Source organism: Algoriphagus sp. 4150 (assembly GCF_031457395.1).
In the GTDB taxonomy this organism is placed as follows: Bacteria; Bacteroidota; Bacteroidia; order Cytophagales; family Cyclobacteriaceae; genus Algoriphagus.
In genome coordinates, this window is sequence record NZ_JAVDWS010000026.1 from 1 (window position 1) to 20,958 (window position 20,958).

The window sequence follows — 20,958 nt, forward strand, 5'->3', positions numbered from 1 at the left end:
CCGATTGATTTTTACGAGAAGGATTGATGCTGGGATATAATCATTCCCCTGTGTGTCGTCCGCCCGTCATGGGTATTTCATCTGTTTATATTTTGTTTTAAGAGGTCAGATAGCCTGTCCCGTCCGCCGCGGCGGACGGGAGAATCTCGCAAGATCTATAATCATCCCGGTGTGTGATCCCGTAGGTACGGGATCACGCTCGATTTCATGTGTTTATAATTGATCTTATCTCTATTTTTTATTCAATGGTTCCGGTTATTATCGAAGCATTTCACTCCTGCTCCGGCAATAATCGGATGGGTAAGAAGGTTATTGGGTTGGTCGCTCCCGAATTCTTTAGACCTTAATGCAGGTCTTAAAATATTACCGGAAGCTAAAGGAGATTTTGGAAGAATACGTAGTATTCCCGGGATGGTTTTCTCTACCATCCCAACTCCCTATAATCGGGCTAGATTTGGAGATGGACAGTTCTTTTGCCAATTCCCCTGAAAACGACAGATTTGAGAATCCGGCAAATCCAAAATTGCAATCCAAACGGGATCGTGATGTCCCGGTGCTTTGGCAAATTTTGCCATTTCTTGTTTCCCGCCGGTGAAATAATCGGTTTTGATAATGCTTGGCATATTTTGTCAAAATTCTATGGGCGCAAACATACGAACATAGAATCAAAACAAGTCATTCATCGCACTAATTATCAGGGTTCGGAAGTACTTTGGCAACAAGCGGCTGCTCCCTTAAGCAAGTCAAGTAAAATGTCTTGGGTCAGCAAAGGAAACAAACTTACTTAAAAAGCATACGATCAAAGGAAAAGTATCAAATACAAAGTTGCCTTTCGGCAGATTAGTACCCACTCTTTTTAGGGTTAATCAAGTCCGTCAAATCACAAAAATTAATTATGAACTTAACTAAACTAATCTTATTTTAGGAGTGTCATACCCCATCGGAATAGGTATAATCGGACAGCTATGAAGCTTGAATCAGTTGAAAAACACGATGAAAGCCCACGCTTGGAAAACCAGCTCGCCAACAACCTAAATCACATACAGCTTGACCATATAAAACCCCGAATGCGAACATAAAACAGTAGTAACAATATAATTTTAACTTAATAGGAAATGAGAAAAGAATCGATTCATTTAATCTTAGCGACATTATTTTTATGCTCCTTTTTTACGCTTAATAAAGCTGTCGCTTGTACGAGGGTTGTTTATCAGGGTCCCAATGGAACCACAATTACCGCCCGATCCATGGACTGGAAAGATGATATTCCTGCAAATCTATGGGTTTTCCCCAGAGGTATGGAAAGAAACGGTGAGGTAGGCACCACTTCAGTAAACTGGAAATCAAAATATGGAAGTGTAATTACCAGCTCTTGGGACATTGCCTCTTCGGATGGTATGAATGAAATGGGGCTTGTTGCCAATATACTTTGGCTGGTAGAATCACAATACCCGGAATTCGAAAAAGACAAAAGCACGCCTGGCGTGTCCATATCACTTTGGCTGCAGTATGTATTGGACAATTTTTCAACGGTGGAAGAAGCCGTTGCAGAATTGGGCAAGGAAGAGTTTGTCATTGTCTCTTCCACTATCCCGGGTACGGACAAATTCACCACCGTTCATTTAGCTATTTCTGATAAAACAGGAGACAATGCAATTTTCGAATACATAGACGGAAAGCTGGTTATTCATCACGATATGTCCTATGCGACAATGACGAATTCACCAATTTTTGAAGAACAGTTAGCCATCAACTCTTACTGGAAAGGAATTCCGGGGACAATTATGCTGCCCGGTACAAATAGAGCTGCGGATAGATTTGTACGCGCATCCTACTACATCGATGCCATACCGAAAACTGACAATACAAGGATTGCTATTCCCAGCGTTTTCAGCGTTATCAGAAACTGTTCTGTTCCATTGGGAATTTCTTCCGCTACAGAGCCAAACATTTCCTCCACCAGATGGAGAACGGTAGCCGACCAGAAAAATCTAGTTTACTACTTCGACAATGTTCTGAATCCCAATGTAGTATGGGTTGAATTCAGTAAACTTGACTTTAGCGAAAATGGCGAAGTCAGAAAACTCAGTTTAGACAAAGACGAGAACTATTCAGGCGAATCGTCGATGAATTTTAAAAGCAGCCAACCTTTCAAATTTGTAGGATTGGAATAGACGAACTATTCATTCTCTGATTGATTTAACACTCGCGGCGATAAGGCCTCTACGGTAGCACACTAGATCCCAAGGAAGAATTTACGGTAGCCATCAGGAGTGCTTTGATCCCTTCTCTCCCGAACCTAGAAAGCCTGATCCAAGTTAAATGCACAGAAAGTAGCCAGCCACTACCCTTTTTCCTTTTCTGAATCTCTCCAACTACCGGTAAGAGCCGGATCATAAGAACCCACATATTATACCCCAAGCAAACTAAACTATAACTAACCAATAAAAACAATTCCAAAAAATGGAACGAATTGAACAAATCAACTACATCAAAACCCCTATTTCGACAGTTTACGAAGCTCTTACTTCAGAAGATGGATTAGGGAACGTCTGGACAAAGAAACTGAAGGTAAAAGCTGAGCTGGGTTTTATCAATGAATTTGACTTTGATGAAGGATATCTCACCAAGATGAAAATCACTGAATTGCAGGAAAACAGCAAAATAGTCTGGGAGTGCATAGCATCTGATAAAGAATGGATAGGGACGGGAATTTCTTTTGAACTCTCAGAGAAAGACAATATCACAACCGTAGTTCTCAGACACTTTAATTGGAGAGAATTAACCGACTTTTATCGTTGGTGCAGCTATAACTGGGCAATGTTCTTATATAGCCTAAAGACCTACTGCGAAAATCAACAAGGCCTTCCGTATCAGGACAGGAAATTCTAATTGTAGGCAAAAGCCAAAATCAACTAATAAGAGGCTTTATCGGTCTATTCTTCCTTTCAAAAGGAAGAATAGACCGATACTGTTATTGACGGAAAATGAAACTTACTCCAATTTCAAAACAGATTCTACGGCAGCACAAAGAGTCAAAACAAGTTGTTACACTTCCTCCTCCAATTCCAGCAGTCTTTCCTTTACGAATTCGGAATGAGCCATCCCCCAGCTGTCAATCTGAGCTAGAATAGGAAGTAAACTTTTGCCAAGCGCTGTAAGTTCATATTCAGATTTTTTGGGATAGACGTCTTCCGAGCATTTGTCCACCACTCCAAAAAACAACAATTCTGCCAGCTGTATTTCTATAACCCGCAGCGAGGAGTCAGGAATATTTTTGTGAATTTCCACTGGACGGACGATGCCTTTATTAATCGCATCGATGATACAAAGTTTCCATTTGCCTCCAAAAATTTTTAGAGCTACGCGGATACCGCAGTCCAAATCTTCATCAATTTTTCTTGTGTACATGCTTTCCCAATCTTTTAGCTTAAACCCGAAATATGCATTAGCAATTCTATTACAGCCATTAATTGCTTCAAAATCAGCCATTACATTGCTGTTTTCAACTTCACCATAGCGGTGCTATGCCTCAGTCTCCAAACAGCCTGATTTTCTTGCAATTAATGCCCTCATAACGAAACCTAATGCATAATCCAGGTTAAAAATAACCAAAAAAACAATGAGTTTGTCGGTAATCGACATACCGAATCTTTTTTCGGTTATTGGCAGCCTTATTTGCTTGTAGGAACTTTGTAGCAGAAAATTTAAACAACTATAAACTATGAAAACTACAGACAAGCCAATCAAAATATCCATACTTGGACTGGGGCAAATGGGCAAAAAATTAGCTCAACTTTATGTTGATGCAGGTTTTGAAGTTACTGTATGGAATCGCTCGATTAGCAAGGCATTAGATTTGGAAAATGTGAAAATTGCCAATACCCCACTAGAGGCGATCTCAGAAAGTGCATTTAATGTGATTTGCGTTTCTGACAACAATGCTGTTCTCCAGATAATCAATAGCTTAAGTAAAGAAACATTTGCGGGAAAAACACTTCTCAATCTCACTACGGGAAGTCCAAAAGAAGCAGGCAAAATAGAAGCAATAATCCACCAACAAGGCGGCAACTACATCAATGGGGCTTTACAGGTTGCTCCGGATCAAATGGGGCTCGAAGGCACTACAGTTTTACTTTCTGGACTCCGGGAAGCTTATTTGCAAAACAAATCCTATTTGGATATTCTGGGAGGAAACTTAAAGTACTTGGGTGAAAGTGCCTCTGCATCATCCGCTATGGATCTGGCTACTTTGACCTGGCTCTATGGTTCTTATATTGGCCTAATATATGGGGTGAAATTATCCCAAGAATATGGTTTGCAGCTGGAAGACTTCAGTGAAATTGTGGGAGAGATCACTCCGGGATACACCGAGTTTTTCAAGCATGAAATCGATGTTATCAATCGTGGTGACTTTGGTATTTCACAAAGTCCATTGCCTATTAGTGTATCAGCAACCAAAAGAATCGCTGAAAGCTTCGGTGAGCTTAATGTCATCCAAGAATATCCAAACCTTCTTGCAAAAATTTTGGCTGAAGCCGATCAAAAAGGATTGCACAATGAGGAATTGGCAGCAATCATTAAGGTCATAGGAAAGCAAATTACCTAATAGTGCTATTGCGAGTGAGGTACGCCCGTCATCGGCTCAATGCAAGAGGACAATTGGGATAAAACAGTGGTTCGAGCTGTGCCCAAGCTGCGATGTTGGCATGTGAAAACAAAAATTCAATGTCTTCTTCTAGTCCGGCTCCATTGACAGCACTCATTTTATAGAAACGAGGCTGTCTCATAACTCATAATTGTCACATTGAGCAGCCAGTCTGCCGAAGGCATGAAAGTCGAAATGGGCTTAATTAGCACATAAAAGGCTTCGACTTCGCTCAGCCTGACAAGAAAACATGATAATGAGACAGCCTCTTTTTAATAGTAAATCTTGTCCTGACTAATCAGAACTAGGATAATAACTTATTTATCAGAAGCATAAGTCTTAGCCAGATAGGATTTCAGATCAGTTGGCCGTCTGCCCAGTAAAGCCTCCAAATCAGATTTCTCCGTTTCAAATTCACCTTGCTTGATCGCTTCGGCAAAACTGACAAACATCCCGATATACTCTGCAGGAACACCTGCTTTTGTAAGGGTGTCTGAATAGACTTCGCTGCTTGGACTTACATAGGCAATGTCCTTGCCTGTCAATTCAGCCAATTCATCCGCAATGGTTTGGAAAGTATAGTTCTCGTCATTGCTCATTGTATATTCCCTGTTCTCATGCCCAGCACCGAGGAGCACGTTGGCAGCTGCTTCAGCGAGATTGTCACGGTCAGCAAATGCAACTTTCCCTTCTCCGGCAGGGAAAAAGATACCGCTGTCCAAAACCTGCTCGCCTACAAACATCGGGATTACTTCCAAGTAGAGGTTGTTTCTGAAAATGGTATAATTCAAGCCGCTTGCCTTCAGGGCTTGATCAGTTTCTATATGTGATTGGCCCAAAAAAGCCATAGGAGAATCAGCACCTTCATTTTTGCGCTCAAAGCTCGTGTACAGTACATGTGCTACTCCGGCTTCTTTAGCAGCATTGATTACATTTTTGTGTTGGGCAGAGCGGTTTGCCAGATCAGTCCCTGAGATCAGCAAGACTTTTTCAGCCCCCTGAAAAGCAGCCACCAATGAGTCATAGTTATCATAATCCCCTATTTTGATGCTGACCCCTTGTGCGGTAAGGTCTTTTGCCTTAGACTCATCTCTTACCAAACCTGTAATTTCAGACGCTTTAACTCCCTTTTCGATAAGGAAGTCAACGGTGGCTTTCCCGAATTGGCCCGAAGCCCCGGTGATTGTTATTTTGCTCATGATTCTATAGTTTAAATTGTAATGTTGATTACTTTAAGAATTTAAGTTACTTTTGGTAACTCAAAGGTACTATCAAACCAATAGCCACACAAGAAGGCACGGCAGAGTCACTCAGTTACCTTTAGGTAATTAATACTGAAAATCAATGAGATAAAATGGGAAAAATATTAGAATTATATCAAAATACATTAGACTGCCCGGTCCGTACGGTGTTGGATCGCATCGGTGACAAATGGTCCATGTTGGCAATTCTAATTCTGGGAGAGGAAGAAACGATGAGATTCAATGAATTACAAAAATCCATGAAAGATATTTCCCAGAAAATGTTGACCGTAACGCTGAGAAAGCTTGAATCGGATGGGCTGGTGAATCGGACAATTTTCCCGGAGATTCCTCCCCGGGTAGAATACAATCTTACCGAGAGAGGTCATTCACTTTTGCCCCATATACATGGTCTGTCTACATGGGCCAATGAAAATATTGCAGGAATTAAAGAATCAAGGGAAAAGGCTACAAACTAAAAAGCTCTATTTTACGTTTGCTGTAATCAAGTATACTTGAAAACAGAAAATGAGCAAATTAAATCACTCTCGGTCTACTGAGAAATCACACATTCTCTTTTCCTATCTAACCCCTAGCTTTCAGCAGTGAAAAAATTCATTATACCGGCTATTGCCACCCTTATTTTTATTGGAGGACTTGTGTCGATGGTGCTGCCATTTGTGCCTCTGGGTTGGCTTCTGATATCGCTTGCATCCTTACTAATGGCACCTTACCTCAAATTCATGCGAAAGTTCATCGCTTGGCTCGCAAAAAAAGACACCACTGGTTTTGTGGAAAAAGCAGGTGAGAAAGCCTCCAAATTATATGAATGGGCAGGTGATCATAAAAGAGCGGAGAAACTGGAATCAATTATCGAAAACAGCAATAATCCCGAAGACTCAAAAAACACAGAGGATAAAAAGTAATGTGATTATCCGCAATGATGCCAGTAGCTATATTTTCTTTGCTTTGCCGGACGGAAGACCCGACGCAGCGGGCAGGCTGAAGTGGCCTTTACGCCAGTGTTTTCCAAATCCTATGATGCTTTTTTGTTTTACCGGCAGAAAAGCGGATATACCTAAAAAGTGATTGAGTCACAAAGTGGTTTTATTCCACCTTTATACCATATTTTTTTCTGAAAGTCTTTTTTAATCGCTGAGGGCACGGTAGTTCGGCAAGCTTACCAACCTAGGCTTTCACAGAGCTCACGGTTTAGAATTAATTTTCTGACGATGTCGAAATTTGTCAGACTGAGTAAGAAAAATTTAAGATTTACAAATGAATAATGACGGAAAGTGATGTAGAAATAAAGTTGGGTCACCCTGAGCACCTGACCGACGAGAGTCGGGAAGTACGAAGGGTCCTCGACTCCGCTCGGACTGACACAACATTTGCACGCTTTTTTGAATTCCGTCATTGGTAGCGTCCACTTCCGGAGACAGGAAGTCGAAGCCTTATTTCCCAAACACACTTTCATTCCCTCTTGTGCTTGCTGTATGTATGGCCAGCCTCAATAATTGACAGAAAGACTCAAATCACAAAAGTCTTTTTCATGGAAGATGCAGGGTAAGGTTTTAAAGGGTAAACATGTAAATGAGAAACACTACTCGACAGAAGGCATAAATTTAATGCAATATTGTTGCATTTATTGCTGATCCGGACTAATTTCATCTTTTCAAGAATCATCAAAGCCTTACGACATCTGCATCTAAATGCTCTTAACCGGCCCCCTCACAATCGATAAATTTCAACATAAAATGAATCAATCCCTGCTGCTGGGGAGCTGTGGCAAAACAGAGTTTTCTAGAACAAAAGAATAATGGTACCCTTAGGATATCGTCTATTTTTCAACTCAACGAAACCTATTATTTATAAACCATATGCCAAAATATGTACCCTATTTCACGGTGACCTTGTTGTTGCTGTGCATTTATTCTTCCGTTTTCTCCCAGCAAACTCTTAGAGGCATAGTACTGGATGAGAAAAGTCAAAAACCGATTCCCGGAGCTCATTTATCGGTTCGGGGGACGGCTCAGGGTACTGTTTCAGATGAAAATGGAGTCTTTGTCCTTAACGTAAGCAAACAAGATGTCATTCTGACCATCTCATCGGTTGGGTATGAAGTCAAAAATGTATCGGCAAAAGCAGGCGAAAACCTCACTGTGCTATTGAAGAACCTTGAATTAATGCTTAACGAAGTGACTGTCTCCGCTTTTGAGGCTGAAAGAACATTACTGGAAACTCCCGCCTCGGTAGGAAGGATCAGTGCAAGAGACATTTCCAGATTTGGACTGCTATCTCCCCAGCAATCTCTCAGCACAATACCGGGCGTAAAAGTGGAATCCACCACAATCGGAAGATACAGTCTTCGCATCCGGGGAGGAAACCTGGGAGTAGTCGCACATACCGACAATTACAAGTCCTATTGGAACGGTATCCCTATCACATTTGCTGATGGCTTTAGTCCTTTGGCTTATTTTGATTTTGGAAGCGTGAGCAGTGCTTCTATTATCCGTGGACCCTCGGGGAGCATCTACGGAGCCGGACTCAGCGGGGTAGCCCTCTATGAAAATAAGACCCCGGCAAATCTGGAAACCAGTTTACAGACTGAAGCACTTCTTGGTTCTTATGGAGCGTACCGCTATTCCCTGACATTGGCTACAGGCGGAGAGAAAGGCGATCTGCGTCTGCAATATTCCAAAATCCACACAGATGGATATCGGGAGGAATCCGCCTCTGACAACCGGTTTGTCAATCTGTTTGCCAGAGTATTCCCCAGTGAAAAGCAAACCATATCATTTACCGCCAATTACATGGAGAGGGACTATGGCATTCCAGGCAACATCAATGCAGAGCAGGTAGCCGAAAATCCCCGGCAGTCCCGTAATTCCCCGGAGTTCGACAATGGGATCACTGGACACAATTTAATGATTGGTGCAGCCCATGAGTACCGCTGGAATACGCAGTGGGAAAATACCACTTCCTTCAGTTATCAGATGTACGAAGGCACTTTTTTGATCGGTACTCCATTTTTCAAGATAGCAGACCGGGGGATCACGACTACTTTTTCGATGAGATCTGCCACTGCTTATAGCTTCAAAGCCTTCTCAGGGTTTCCCGCCAGATTTGTATTTGGGGGTGAATTTACAAGGGGAATCAATGAGATAAATGACTATTCGGACGGCTTTGAAAGCACGATCTTCAGTTCCAGAGGGACAATTGACCGATCCGCTCTAGCATTTGCCCAACTGGAGATGGAACTTCCCGCGGCCATGACCATGACGTTAGGCGGAAGCTTTAACAATTTCTATGTTTCATTTGAGGAGCGGCTATTGGAGACAGGCATTCCCCGCTTCACCAAGGAAGTCAATGACCTTTCTCCCCGTATTGCCTTGGTCAAGAAGCTGAAGGAAAATCTCTACTTGCAGGGGAACATCAGTAAAGGGTTTAGTCCTCCACCCCGTGGGGCTATAGACAATGACGGATTCAACACCAACGAAAACCTGGAATCAGCGAAAGGACTAAACAAAGAAATCGGAATCAGGGGTACATTCATGGAAAATAGGATTAGCCTCGATTTGGTCTATTATCACTTGGATGAAACGGACGTCATCGTCCCCAGAATCACTTCCAACGCTGACGGATTAGACCGGATTATGAATGAAAACGCGGGAGCTATACGTCGTCAGGGAATAGAGTTGAGTACTGAGTACATGATACAAAATGACCCTTCCAAAGCGCTTTCTTTGGCCAAGATATGGTCAAGCTATACCTACATGGACCATCAGTTTGAAACTTATAACACCATCGTAGTCAATGACAATAATGAGTCGTTCGAAGTGAGCTATAACGGAAAGAATATTCCGGGTATCCATCCACACACTGTGGTATTGGGATTGGACCTTTACAGTCGGATAGGGTTTTACATCAATAACACTTTTAGCTATTACGGATCCATTTATCTCAACAATGCCAATACAGATAAAGATGATGCTTACAACCTCTTGGATATTCGGGCGGGATATCGGCGTGTGTTGCCAAAAAATATGCAGCTAGATATCTATGGAGGAGCAAACAATATCCTCGATGATGATTACAACTCCATGCATGGCCTCAATGCTTCTTTCGGAGCTTATTACGATCCAGCCCCCAAGAGAAATTTCTATGGCGGGGTCAGTGTGAAATACAATTTTAAATGATCCAATCAGGCAAATACGTTATGAAGAACAACCACGCTCATCTATTTCTACTCCTGTACTTACTGGCAACCTTCTCCTGTCGCCAGGCCCAGTCTGATAAAGGACAGCTTGGTTCCTCCGTGAATGAAACATTTGATCCCACGGCTGACTATTTCCCCGACAAAGCGACATTTGAATTTGCCCGGCATGTAGAAGTGGAGTACCATGGACACTACAAGGTGGTAAAAACCTCCTCAGTATTGGCTAGCTGGAGCGGTGGAGAAAGCAAACAACAAAACGATGTCATGGTGCTGGTACAGCGTGGTACACCTGCTCCTGAGCTAAAAGACGGACTGGCTGGGGCTGAAGTCATTCAGATTCCTGTGGAGCGGGTAGCGCTGAATGTGGTCAATGCCGAGAGCTTTCTCCAAAACTTGGAATTGACCAAATATATCGTAGCAATAGGAGGATTGGGATCCTACCAGGACACACTTAGGGATGCCGCATTGACCGGGAAGCTGGGGCAAGTCGGATATAGCTGGCATCAGCCTCCCCAAATGGAAGTCTTGCTGGAGCGTCGTCCAGACGTCTTTCTTATGCAGCTTTCCAACCTCGATTACCAGCAACACCTCCGCAAGTGCCGGGAAATGGGAATACCTACAGCTACAGTATTTGAATGGGCGGAAGAACATTACCTTGGAAGGGCGGAATGGATAAAATATTTTTCTCTCTTCTTTAATGAAGAGGCGAAAGCCAATGAAGTGTTTGATGAAGTGAAGCAGGGTGTTGACATCCTCAAGCAACTAGTACAGACGAGCTCAGGGCAGCCCACTGCCATTTGGGGATATTATGCGGGCAAAGACCGCTGGTGGTTGAATACAAACAATATTGAAGCTCAGCTCCTTCAGGATGCGGGAATTACCAATGTATTTGAAAACAAGAAAATCAGCACCGCAGAGGAAGGTCAGGAATCCGTATCCAGTGAAACCCTACTCCAAAAAGGCCGCGAGGCAGAACACTGGATTATAGGCGATATTCACTCAGTGGCACTCCCTCCCGAAAACTTCATGCAGTCATTCAACGCGTGGAAGAAAAACAAACTCTATCACAATATGAAAAGGAGCAAGATGGAAGTCAATGCATTTGACTGGTACGGCACTGCTATTGTACGTCCTGACTGGGTCTTAGCCGACTTGGTAGGACTTATCCATCCTGAGTTGCTTCCCGGACATAGTCCACGCTTCCTCGACACCTTCGAAAAAAACACAGTTCTACCTATCCTCAGGGATAATTAATTATAAACACATGAAATCGAGCATGACTCAAAAGTCACACACTGGGATGATTATCTGTTATGCGCGATTCCATATGGCCTTTTAAAGACTAATTACAATCATATGAAATCGAGCATGTCGAGAGCGACACACACTGGGATGATTATAAGCCATGCGAGATTCCATCCCGTTTCCTTCGTCACGGGACAGGTTATGACCACTAAAAAACAATTATAAACACATGAAAAGAAGAAATTTCATCCATTTGTCAGCCATTGGTTTAGGAGCATCCATCATCCCATCCCTGAGCCCTCTCCCGGTAAAGGCCTCCGGCATCCCCATTTCCAAAGCATCACCCGAAGTCCTAGTCATCGGAGCAGGTGCATTTGGAGGATGGACAGCTTATCATCTCAGGAAGAAAGGCATCTCAGTGACACTGCTGGATGCTTATGGCCCCGGCAACTCTAGGGCCAGCTCGGGTGGAGAGACTCGCCTGATGCAAGTAGATAACGATAACCATGTATATGTAAAGAGCGGGATCCGGGCTTTTGGCCTATGGAAAGAACTGGAGGAAGTTTCGGGCCAAAAGCTGGTATTGCCTACGGGAAGACTGGCCATGTCTACAGAAGAGTCTTTCAAAGCCTTGGCAATGAGCCGCAAAGAGCAGCTACAAAAGTTTGATATTCTGGACACGGAAATTCTGGATCAGGATGAAATCAGACGAAGATGGCCACAAATCTTTACGGACGACCTTCAGTCTGCCCTATACAACTCCGGCGGTCCTGCAGGAAGCACGCTGATGGCACGCAAAGGATGTCAGACTGTCGCTTCAGAATTCACCAAATTGGGCGGAAAGTTTCAGATCGCCCAAGCGATGCCTCTGATTTCTTCCTCAGGTGAAATAGAAGGGATAAAATTGGCCAATGGAGAGGTGCTTCGTGCGGATCATTATGTCTTTGCCTGTGGCCCTTGGCTAGGGAAGATTTTTCCAGATTTACTGGCAAAAAGGCTGCAGGTACAGCGTCGAGACGTATTGTTTTACGGATTGCCTCCCGGAGACGCACGCTTTGCTTATCCCAATTTCCCGGAGTGGAGTGTACAGGGATCAGGATGGTATGGATTTCCGGACATTGAGAACCGCGGCCTGAAAGCTGCCCCCTACCCTGACCACAATTCAATCGACCCGGATACCGACGAACGGATAGTAACTGCCCAACAGATTAAGCGGGGGCACGATTTTCTCCGTCACCGCTTTCCCACTATGGCCAATATGCCCATCACTGAAACCCGTGTATGTCAAGTCACAAACAGTACCGATTCCAATTTCATCATTGACAAGCATCCGGAAATGGATAAAGTATGGATTGCAGGAGGAGGTTCGGGGCATGGCTTCAAACATGGGCCATCCGTCGGGGAATACGTCTCCCAAAGAGTGCTGGGGGAAGCAACCCCTGAAGATTACGACAATACCTTCAAACTAAAAGAAGAGACGTTTTAGAATGAAAAGTCCACTGCTCCCGGCTTCTTACTGCATCTGGCTTTGTATAGTGGCCGCATGTACTCAAGCACATGAGAAGAATATTTCCGGTGAAAAGGTTGTACAGAATACCCGGGAAGGACGTATCTATCCTAATTACCTTCGAAGCAAACCGGAAGTAGATGCCTGCGAGTGGTATGCCTTCGGTCCTGCCAGACCGGATTGGATCCTTGCTGACCTCATATCCATCATCCACCACCATTTATTGCCGGAGCACCGGCCGGTATTTATGGGAGATTACCAGCCACCTAAACCATAAAACCCATGTCGAATTCTACTGCAATTATTCCAGACACCAATTCATATTCCAGCGTTACAAAAATTAATTGGATACGGATTCTCTGGTTTATTCTGTCCGGATTGACCGTGTTGATTTTGTTTGTTTTGGAATTGAGCATTGGCACAGTCTCACTTACACTATCGGAGATTTTACATGCCTTATTTGCCACTGGAGGACATCAGGATATCAACGAAAAAATCATTTATCAACTACGGCTCCCAAGGGCCCTTGCGGCTATTTTGGGTGGTGCTGCCTTAGGAGCGGCCGGATTACAGTTACAGACACTCTTCCGCAATCCTCTGGCGGATTCCTGGTCCTTGGGTCTGATGGCCGGATCCCAGCTGGGTGTAGCCCTGGTAGTGGCGACTACTACTGTGGTCGGCTCTGCTCTTTTGGAAAAGCTGGCATTTTTGAGCCATTTGGGGATCGTGGCCGGATCCAGTCTGGGTTGTCTATTGATATTGCTCCTCATGATGTCGATCTCCCGCTATGTAAGCACCATCACCTTGCTGATCTTTGGTCTAATGCTCGGATTTTTGGCTCAGGGGCTGATCAGTGTAGTGCTTCATTTCACGAATGTCGCTCAAGGAAAAGTCTTTGCGGGATGGAACGACGGTAGTTTTGCCGGTGTCTACTGGGAGCATTTCCCGGTACTGGTTCCTTTGGTGACTGCAGGTCTGGTATTAAGCATCCTGATGGTCAAACCCCTCAATGCGCTACTCTTGGGAGAACAGTATGCCGGGAGCTTGGGAATGAATGTAAAAAGATCACGCTTGATCATCATGGCTTCAGCCGTCCTATTGGCAGCCCCTGTTACAGCCTACTGCGGGCCGATTCTGTTTCTGGGACTTGTGATTCCCCATCTGTGCCGCGGGCTTTTCAATTCCTCCGACCATAAAATACTTATGCCCGGCGTGATGCTGGTAGGTGCATCCATCGCCATGGCTGCCGACCTGATCATCAATCTCCCCTGGGAACGGCATTTTCTACATCTCAATGCGGTCAATGCCATTATTGGCGCACCGGTAGTGATGTGGGTGATCTTACGCAATAAGAGCATGCGCTCATTTCGGATTTAAAAAAAGTATCAGATGAATTCTATCATACAACTTGAAGCGCTCTCTATAGGATATTCTCTCGAAAAGAATCAGAAGAAAGTGATCGCTGACAATATCAACATTGATCTTTATAAGGGAGAATTGGTATGTCTGCTTGGTCCTAACGGAGCAGGTAAATCTACCCTAATGCGGACGCTTTCAGGCATGCAGTTTCCTTTGGAGGGCAAAGTATTTTTGGGAGGAAAGGATCTTCACAAAATTCCATCTTCCGATCTTGCCAAGCAACTCAGCGTAGTGCTGACTACCCGGGTGGACACAGGTTTGCTTACCGCTTATGAAGTGATCTCTCTGGGAAGATACCCCTATACCAACTGGTCTGGCAAGCTTAGCGCACATGACCATAGTGTAATCCAACGGGCAATAAAAATGACCGGTGCCGGGGAGCTGATCCAACGGCCAATCCATGAACTCAGTGATGGAGAGCGACAAAAAATCATGATGGCCAGAGCTCTGGCCCAAGAGCCCCAAGTGATGATTCTCGATGAGGTCACCGCATTTTTGGATCTTCCCAGAAGGGTTGATTTCATGCAAATGCTAAAGAAAATGGCTAGGGAATCCGATTGTGCCATCCTACTTTCGACCCATGATCTCGACTTGGCCCTAAGGGCTGCGGACCAGATATGGCTGCTCCCCAAAACTGGGGAATTCATCGTAGGATCTCCCGAAAGCCTGGTACTCAACGGAGCCTTCGAAAGAGCATTTGCCAGCGAAGGAGTTCAGTTTGACCGTCAGTCAGGTTCCTTTCATCTCAATACTTCATTCCACGCTGAAGTCCAGATCAATGGGGAGAAAGATGAGCTGGTATTCTGGACACAGCGGGCTTTGGAAAGGTATGGGTTCAAAACAGTCAGTGCCAATGCCGGTTTCAATGTAGAGGTTAAGCATAATCAGGGGAAACCGGTGTGGATATGGCAAGGCCAGGGAGATCCACGATCCTTTGACCATCTGGAAGAAATGATTGCCGTGGCCAGAAAAATCTGTCCTCCCATCACTGATTAGTTCAGGGAACACTAGTATGCTTCGATTATAGATGCCGGCTAAGCCCCCGAAGCCAGAGGTAGAATCTTGCCATCCACGTCTTAGTTAGATAAAACCATCACCACCCTTCTGTTTTTTGCCTTTCCCTCTTCAGTAGAGTTACTTGACATAGGACTAAGTGGACCAATTCCAAAGGCTTTCATCCGTGATTCAGTGACTGAGTGCTTTTCTATAAGAGTTTTGACTACTTCTTGAGCTCTCAGTTCGGATAGTTTTTGATTATGCTCCAAGCTCCCCGTCAGATCTGTATGTCCCACAAAAAAGACTGTATGTTTGGGGTTTGAATTTAGATACCCGGCTATTTCTTTTAGTACAGCCTCAGATTCAGGTTTAATATGGGATTTATCTATGTCAAAGTAGATCCCATAGAAATTCACCTGCCCATCTTCTTCCATTAATTTTTGGATAGTGGCAGCAGTCATAAACACCTCCTGATCAAGTGGAGCTTCTTTGAGCGTAATGACCTCATAGGTTCCGCTATAGTCTGTATTAACCTGAATATAAAAAGTGTACCCACCTTTTTTTAAGTGAAAATTGACCTCCGTATAATTATACAGCACTTCTCCCCCAGCTTGAAGAACAGCATTTTCATAGTTTTTGAAAATCTGCTCCTTGGATGGTCGCTGCTCAAACTCACCCTTCCAGGCATAAGATATCTTGGTATACTCTCCTGATTTGGAATAGCTTTGGGTGTTCCCATTGTCATCTACATATCTAAAATCGTAATTATCAAATGCTTTTTCTTCACAAAAAGAAACCTTATGATTGGAAAGTGGAGAAAAAAGCGCCTTTTCCTCACAAGATGAAAAAAGTGACATAGCATAAGAAGTGGTATATAGAAGGAAAATTGCAAGGAGCGAAAAAATCATTTTTTTCATAAACCGGAGAATTTATAGGTAGCACAATTGACGTACTAAATTAAAGTCTAATTGGACAAAATAGATCTATCCCAATTTAAAATATTTGCATTCGCCAATAGGAGAATTCCAACGGAAGTAAATTGAAACTGAAATAGTGCCTAACTGGAGATTGCCTAACTTCCAGGTAGCAGACCCCTTCTTTCCCTACATTAATGTCGGATAAGACAAATCTAGACTCGTCTCTCCTTTAGGGGATCGGGTCTGCCGGAAGATTATTTCTAGACTGTAGTCTCAGAGTTACCCTCCGTGCCCCCTGTGGTTTTACAGAATTTCAAAAAAAAAAGCAAAAAATTATGTAGCTAAATAACTACACGTATATTTGTAGTCAAATAGCTACATAATGAATTTAAGAAGAGACGTATTTCAGGCAATTGCAGAACCTACCAGAAGGGCGATCCTCCTACTCTTGGCCACCCAATCACTGACAGCAGGAGCTATTGCTTCAAACTTCGACACTGCCAGACCTACTGTATCAAAGCATCTGCAGATCCTCAACGAGTGTGAATTAATCAGGCAAGAACAACAGGGAAGGGAGGTTATCTATCATTTGAACCCTATCAAAATGAAGGAAATAGCTGACTTCCTAGAGCCCTTCCGCATGATGTGGGAGGAGAGATTTGACCGATTGGAGAATATGATGAAGAAGCATAAATAATACATAACCAATGGAACAAAAAACCAGAATAACAGCCTTGGATGGACAACAGGAGTTGTTCATTACCAGAGAATTTGACTTGCCAATAGCGTTGCTTTTCAAAGCCTACGTCGTCCCGGAGCTGGTAGCAGAATGGATGGGGACAAAGGTTTTGAAATTAGAAAGCAAAAGACTTGGCGCTTATCAATTCGAAACTACCGATCCAAAGGGAAATCTTCATCGATTCAATGGAGTCATTCATGAATTCGAAACAGACAAGAAAATCACCCGAACTTTCGAAATGGAAAACACGCCTTTTCCTGTTCAATTGGAATTTCTGGAGTTCACTCCACTGTCAGATAGTAGAAGTAAGCTCACTATGCAAGTCATCTACAAGTCTGTAAAGGATCGGGACGAGCACTTGAAAATGCCATTTGAATACGGTATCAATATGGCCCACAACAGAATTCAAGAAATCTGCAATACGTTAAAAACAATAACTCATGACTAAGCGAAATAAAATTATCTATTGGGTAGCTACCTGCTGGCTAGCCTTGGGAATGGTATCCACAGCAATCGTACAACTGATAAAAATGGAAGAAGAAGTAGAGAAAACAAGCTTGCAACTGGGCTACCCTACTTACTTCCTCAGCATCATCGGCGTATGGAAGTTGCTTGGAGTCATCGCTATCCTTATCCCAAAAAACCCTCTGGTGAAAGAATGGGCCTATGCGGGCTTTGCATTCCTGATGACAGGAGCAATATTTTCCCATTTAGCGGTGGGTGATTCAGCCGCTGAATATTTTGGTCCCGGACTTCTACTTGTGCTGACTGTTGTATCGTGGTATTTCAGGCCGGCAGAAAGAAGGCTTACTACAGTAAATCAGGCCTCGTGAACTAATTGAGGCTAGCTAATATGTTGACAGAAACAAATGGTAAGATAGATGACCATTACTTACATGGACCATACCTTACTCTTTGTTTTTGTCACGCTCTTCATTGTCCACTGTTTCTTCCTGAGCATCATTCTTCTTATCGTTTTCCCGTTCGATTTTCTTAAAATCCTCCTTTTTCGGAGGTTTGGCATCTCCGGAGTCATTCGGTGTTTTTCGGGTAGTTCCTTTGTCTACCGCATCCTTCTTTTTCCCGAAGGAAATGAGAGGAAGTGTAGCAGAAAGATCAATTGATATCTGTAACATGCTAGGCTATTTATAATTCTATCCCTTCAATTTCCTCTATCGGTACGCGCTTGATAAACTCATCGTAATGCTGATTGTCCTCATCGGAATAAGTGCCATAGGCATTTAGAATAAATCCTTTTTCACCCGATTCGCTATGGATCAGGTAGATTATCGCCATATCTGCCGGATCCGATTCCCCTTCGAATCTGTAGGTTTTCACGATTTTGAGCTGCTCTGGCTGATAGAGTGTTTCGGATCCATCAAAGCTGGCTCCAGCACGTTTGATATTCAACTCATTACCATAACCTCTATCAGGAAGCAGGTTCAGTACCTGTGAGTAAGTAGTCATTGATTTGGAAGTGCTCATGGTTTCTTAAGTTTTGGTAAAAAAGCGGAATGCTTCCACTAACCTTCACCATGCAAGTCCAAGACCAATGAGTGTATAACTAGTCAAAAGTTATTATAATCCCTTCACAATTGTATCTAGGAGACATTTTGGCAAAGCCACTACGTTTTGCCGATCCAACGAAATCATTAAAATGCGGTAAACTTGCCCCCAAATGGGCAGTGCCCTAATGATTACCCGTGAAGCCTAAGTATGCTGAAGACTAAAGCAAAGAGCTACATCTTCTCCTTTGTAATCTTATCCACCACCAGCGCAATTGCCCCGTCCCCAGTCACATTGCAAGCTGTGCCGAAGCTGTCCATAGCAATATAAAGTGCAATCATCAAGCCTATCATTTCTTCGCTGAAACCCAGCATAGACTGCAGCACCCCAATCGCCGCCATGATAGCACCCCCAGGCACACCCGGAGCCGCGACCATAGCAATACCCAGCATGAAAATAAATCCCGCAAACATTCCAAAGTCAAAAGGCACCCCTTCCAAAATCATCAAGGCCATGGCACAGGCAGTAATCTTCATAATACTTCCGGAGAGGTGGATGGTGGCACAAAGCGGAATCACAAACCCGGCAATCTTAGGCGAAACACCGTTTTTCTCAGCTTGCTCTAAGGTCACGGGAATCGTAGCGGCAGAAGACTGAGTACCCAATGCCGTAAAATAGGCCGGCATCATATTTCCCAACAGTCGCAAGGGATTCTTCTTCACAAGAGCTCCCGTGATTATATATTGGAGCAACAGCAGGAAAATATGCATGGCGAAAATCACTCCGATGATATTAAGGAATACAGAGAGTATGGAGTATACCTGACCACTGAAAGCCATATTAGCAAAGATTCCCAAGATGAAAATCGGCAATAAAGGAATAATTACATGTTCGATCACCTGCATGATGATGGCCTCAAAATCCTTTACGACCTTCTTCAAGGTGGAATTCTGCTGGAAAGAAAGGCCCAAACCGATTACAAATGCCAAAACTAACGCTGACATCACGTCGATCACCGCAGGTATCGTGATACTGAAATAAGGCACAAGGTCTTTACCACTCTCAGCAATCTCCGCCGATTTATTGATATAGGAAGAAAGAAGGGATGGGAAAATAGCAGCGGATGTGAAGTAGCTCATAAAGCCCGAAAAGAGTGTGGAGCCGTAGGCAATTGCCGCGGTAATCAGCAATAATTTCCCAGCGCCCTTGCCCAAATCGGAAATTGCGGGCATGATCAAGCCCAAAATAATAAGCGGAATAGCGAAGTTGAGGAATTGCCCAAAAAATGCATTGAATGTAGCAAAAATCCTATTGATTGATTCCGGCAAGTAAAGACCGAAGACAATGCCCAAAACAATGGCAATAAATACTTTGAATAGTAGATTGGAGAATAATTGCTTCATTTCTTAGCTATAATTTGGGTTTTAAAGGCAATTTTGCGCTTTGTTAGATTTTAAGATCGCTAAGATATAAGGAATGAAGTCTAAGAGCTTGATGCTTTTGAAAAAAAAGAATATGATTACCTGCTATAATGCCAATTGCCTTAAAAGAAGATAATGAAAACCGGAAAAGCTCTATTAATTATTGACATGCAGAAAGGTTCGTTCACTTCAGAAACACCTAGATTTGATACGGCAGGAGTTGTGCAGCGAATAAATGAACTTTCAAAACTGTTCCGCAAAATGGAAAATCCTGTATTCTATATACAGCACGACGGAACGGGCAGTGGGGAATTTGAAAAAAATTCAGAGGATTGGGAGATTTTGGATGACCTTATAGTAGAATCCACTGATATTAGAACTGATAAGTGTGCAAACGATGCCTTCTATAAAACTGACCTACATTCAAAACTGATTCAATTAAATGTAAATGAGCTATTTATTACGGGCTGTGCAACGGATTTCTGTGTAGAATCAACTATTCAATCGGCATTGACGAAGGAATATCAAATTACAGTTGTGGAAGATGGACATACAACAGGGGAAAGGCCAAATCTAAAAGCAAAACAAGTTATTGACCATTACAATTGGGTCTGGAAAAATATGATACCGATAAATGGACAAATCAAGGTTGAAAAAACCAAGCATATAAAAACGATTTTCCAGCACAGCATATAATCTTATAACTATAGAAAATGTTGGATTAGCGTTTCATCTTAACCCCGAAGAGCCTGTCCTTTGAATTTGTAGGTGAAATAATCTCAAATGCGGTTTCCCTCTACCTACCAAGGAAGTATAGAAGGGATTTAGTCTCCCCGGCGGCGTAAGCTACGGCTAAGCCTAAAAAACAAATTCAAACCGGTGTGCTCTGCGCAACCGGCTGCAATCTTTGTGGCTAAAGCAGACTTTCATAAAAAAATAGAGACTGTCTCATAACTCATAATTGTCACATTGAGCGAAGTCGAAATGGGCTTAATTAGCACATAAAAGGCTTCGACTTCGCTCAGCCTGACAAGAAAACCTACTTATGAGACAGTCTCTTCATATAGGCATGGGTCTATGAAAGTACAGACCACAAACAT

Annotated in this window: 22 protein-coding genes; 16 read left to right on the forward strand and 6 right to left on the reverse strand. The window is 43.3% G+C overall.

Annotated features, from left to right (window positions below):
* Window positions 1–346: 346 nt before the first annotated feature.
* The 3 genes from J2X69_RS21885 to J2X69_RS21895 all read left to right on the forward strand — a co-directional run bounded on the left by J2X69_RS21885 (window position 347) and on the right by J2X69_RS21895 (window position 2,892).
* Window positions 347–595 carry a hypothetical protein gene (locus J2X69_RS21885; protein WP_310108138.1) on the forward strand — a complete coding sequence of 83 codons (249 nt, stop codon included), beginning with the start codon at window positions 347–349 and terminating at the stop codon, window positions 593–595.
* Window positions 596–1,115: 520 nt separating this feature from the next.
* Window positions 1,116–2,174 (forward strand): linear amide C-N hydrolase, encoded by a 1,059-nt coding sequence (locus J2X69_RS21890; protein ID WP_310108140.1) that lies wholly within the window; start codon window positions 1,116–1,118, stop codon window positions 2,172–2,174.
* 289 nt (window positions 2,175–2,463) lie between these two features.
* Complete coding sequence (locus J2X69_RS21895; RefSeq protein ID WP_310108142.1) at window positions 2,464–2,892, forward strand: SRPBCC domain-containing protein; 429 nt, start codon at window positions 2,464–2,466, stop codon at window positions 2,890–2,892.
* 156 nt (window positions 2,893–3,048) lie between these two features.
* Here J2X69_RS21895 and J2X69_RS21900 read toward each other — a convergent pair whose 3' ends face one another.
* On the reverse strand, window positions 3,049–3,492 hold the full coding sequence (locus J2X69_RS21900) for a helix-turn-helix domain-containing protein (protein ID WP_310108144.1): 444 nt from the start codon (window positions 3,490–3,492) through the stop codon (window positions 3,049–3,051).
* Between the two features lie 232 nt (window positions 3,493–3,724).
* Here J2X69_RS21900 and J2X69_RS21905 point away from each other — a divergent pair, with 232 nt between their 5' ends.
* A complete protein-coding gene (locus J2X69_RS21905; protein ID WP_310108147.1) occupies window positions 3,725–4,609 on the forward strand; it encodes an NAD(P)-binding domain-containing protein in 885 nt (294 codons plus the stop codon).
* A gap of 356 nt (window positions 4,610–4,965) precedes the next feature.
* Here the strand turns inward: J2X69_RS21905 and J2X69_RS21910 are convergent, their stop codons facing one another.
* The gene (locus tag J2X69_RS21910) at window positions 4,966–5,847 is read right to left on the reverse strand and encodes an SDR family oxidoreductase (RefSeq protein ID WP_310108149.1); all 882 of its coding nucleotides are present in this window, start codon (window positions 5,845–5,847) and stop codon (window positions 4,966–4,968) included.
* Between the two features lie 155 nt (window positions 5,848–6,002).
* Here J2X69_RS21910 and J2X69_RS21915 point away from each other — a divergent pair, with 155 nt between their 5' ends.
* The 8 genes from J2X69_RS21915 to J2X69_RS21950 all read left to right on the forward strand — a co-directional run bounded on the left by J2X69_RS21915 (window position 6,003) and on the right by J2X69_RS21950 (window position 15,275).
* A complete protein-coding gene (locus J2X69_RS21915) occupies window positions 6,003–6,368 on the forward strand; it encodes a helix-turn-helix domain-containing protein (RefSeq protein WP_310108151.1) in 366 nt (121 codons plus the stop codon).
* Window positions 6,369–6,494: 126 nt separating this feature from the next.
* Complete coding sequence (locus J2X69_RS21920) at window positions 6,495–6,815, forward strand: hypothetical protein (protein ID WP_310108154.1); 321 nt, start codon at window positions 6,495–6,497, stop codon at window positions 6,813–6,815.
* A gap of 954 nt (window positions 6,816–7,769) precedes the next feature.
* Entirely contained in the window at window positions 7,770–10,088 is a 2,319-nt protein-coding gene (locus J2X69_RS21925) for a TonB-dependent receptor (RefSeq protein ID WP_310108156.1), read from the forward strand.
* Window positions 10,089–10,108: 20 nt separating this feature from the next.
* Window positions 10,109–11,362: an ABC transporter substrate-binding protein gene (locus tag J2X69_RS21930; RefSeq protein ID WP_310108158.1), complete on the forward strand. Its 1,254-nt coding sequence runs from the start codon at window positions 10,109–10,111 to the stop codon at window positions 11,360–11,362.
* Window positions 11,363–11,582: 220 nt separating this feature from the next.
* A complete protein-coding gene (locus J2X69_RS21935) occupies window positions 11,583–12,839 on the forward strand; it encodes an FAD-dependent oxidoreductase (protein WP_310108160.1) in 1,257 nt (418 codons plus the stop codon).
* Window position 12,840: 1 nt separating this feature from the next.
* A complete protein-coding gene (locus J2X69_RS21940) occupies window positions 12,841–13,137 on the forward strand; it encodes a hypothetical protein (protein WP_310108163.1) in 297 nt (98 codons plus the stop codon).
* A 5-nt stretch (window positions 13,138–13,142) separates the two neighbouring features.
* Complete coding sequence (locus J2X69_RS21945; RefSeq protein WP_310108165.1) at window positions 13,143–14,237, forward strand: iron ABC transporter permease; 1,095 nt, start codon at window positions 13,143–13,145, stop codon at window positions 14,235–14,237.
* 12 nt (window positions 14,238–14,249) lie between these two features.
* Window positions 14,250–15,275 (forward strand): ABC transporter ATP-binding protein, encoded by a 1,026-nt coding sequence (locus tag J2X69_RS21950; RefSeq protein ID WP_310108167.1) that lies wholly within the window; start codon window positions 14,250–14,252, stop codon window positions 15,273–15,275.
* An 80-nt stretch (window positions 15,276–15,355) separates the two neighbouring features.
* Here J2X69_RS21950 and J2X69_RS21955 read toward each other — a convergent pair whose 3' ends face one another.
* Window positions 15,356–16,192 carry an OmpA family protein gene (locus tag J2X69_RS21955; protein ID WP_310108169.1) on the reverse strand — a complete coding sequence of 279 codons (837 nt, stop codon included), beginning with the start codon at window positions 16,190–16,192 and terminating at the stop codon, window positions 15,356–15,358.
* Window positions 16,193–16,574: 382 nt separating this feature from the next.
* Between J2X69_RS21955 and J2X69_RS21960 the strand changes: the two genes are divergently transcribed.
* The 3 genes from J2X69_RS21960 to J2X69_RS21970 are packed head-to-tail and all read left to right on the forward strand — an operon-like array spanning window position 16,575 to window position 17,764.
* Window positions 16,575–16,889 carry a metalloregulator ArsR/SmtB family transcription factor gene (locus J2X69_RS21960; protein ID WP_310108171.1) on the forward strand — a complete coding sequence of 105 codons (315 nt, stop codon included), beginning with the start codon at window positions 16,575–16,577 and terminating at the stop codon, window positions 16,887–16,889.
* Window positions 16,890–16,899: 10 nt separating this feature from the next.
* Window positions 16,900–17,379 (forward strand): SRPBCC domain-containing protein, encoded by a 480-nt coding sequence (locus J2X69_RS21965; protein WP_310108173.1) that lies wholly within the window; start codon window positions 16,900–16,902, stop codon window positions 17,377–17,379.
* Entirely contained in the window at window positions 17,372–17,764 is a 393-nt protein-coding gene (locus tag J2X69_RS21970; RefSeq protein WP_310108176.1) for a DoxX family protein, read from the forward strand. Before J2X69_RS21965 ends, J2X69_RS21970 begins: the two co-directional genes overlap by 8 nt.
* Before the next feature lie 75 nt (window positions 17,765–17,839).
* Here J2X69_RS21970 and J2X69_RS21975 read toward each other — a convergent pair whose 3' ends face one another.
* The 3 genes from J2X69_RS21975 to J2X69_RS21985 all read right to left on the reverse strand — a co-directional run bounded on the left by J2X69_RS21975 (window position 17,840) and on the right by J2X69_RS21985 (window position 19,840).
* Window positions 17,840–18,067, reverse strand: coding sequence for a hypothetical protein (locus J2X69_RS21975; RefSeq protein ID WP_310108178.1), 228 nt, complete (start codon window positions 18,065–18,067; stop codon window positions 17,840–17,842).
* Window positions 18,068–18,077: 10 nt separating this feature from the next.
* Window positions 18,078–18,416: a hypothetical protein gene (locus J2X69_RS21980; protein ID WP_310108180.1), complete on the reverse strand. Its 339-nt coding sequence runs from the start codon at window positions 18,414–18,416 to the stop codon at window positions 18,078–18,080.
* A 254-nt stretch (window positions 18,417–18,670) separates the two neighbouring features.
* A complete protein-coding gene (locus J2X69_RS21985) occupies window positions 18,671–19,840 on the reverse strand; it encodes a dicarboxylate/amino acid:cation symporter (protein ID WP_310108182.1) in 1,170 nt (389 codons plus the stop codon).
* A gap of 153 nt (window positions 19,841–19,993) precedes the next feature.
* On the opposite strand from J2X69_RS21985, the gene J2X69_RS21990 reads away from it, so the two are divergent.
* Entirely contained in the window at window positions 19,994–20,554 is a 561-nt protein-coding gene (locus J2X69_RS21990) for a cysteine hydrolase family protein (protein ID WP_310108184.1), read from the forward strand.
* Window positions 20,555–20,958 lie beyond the last annotated feature (404 nt).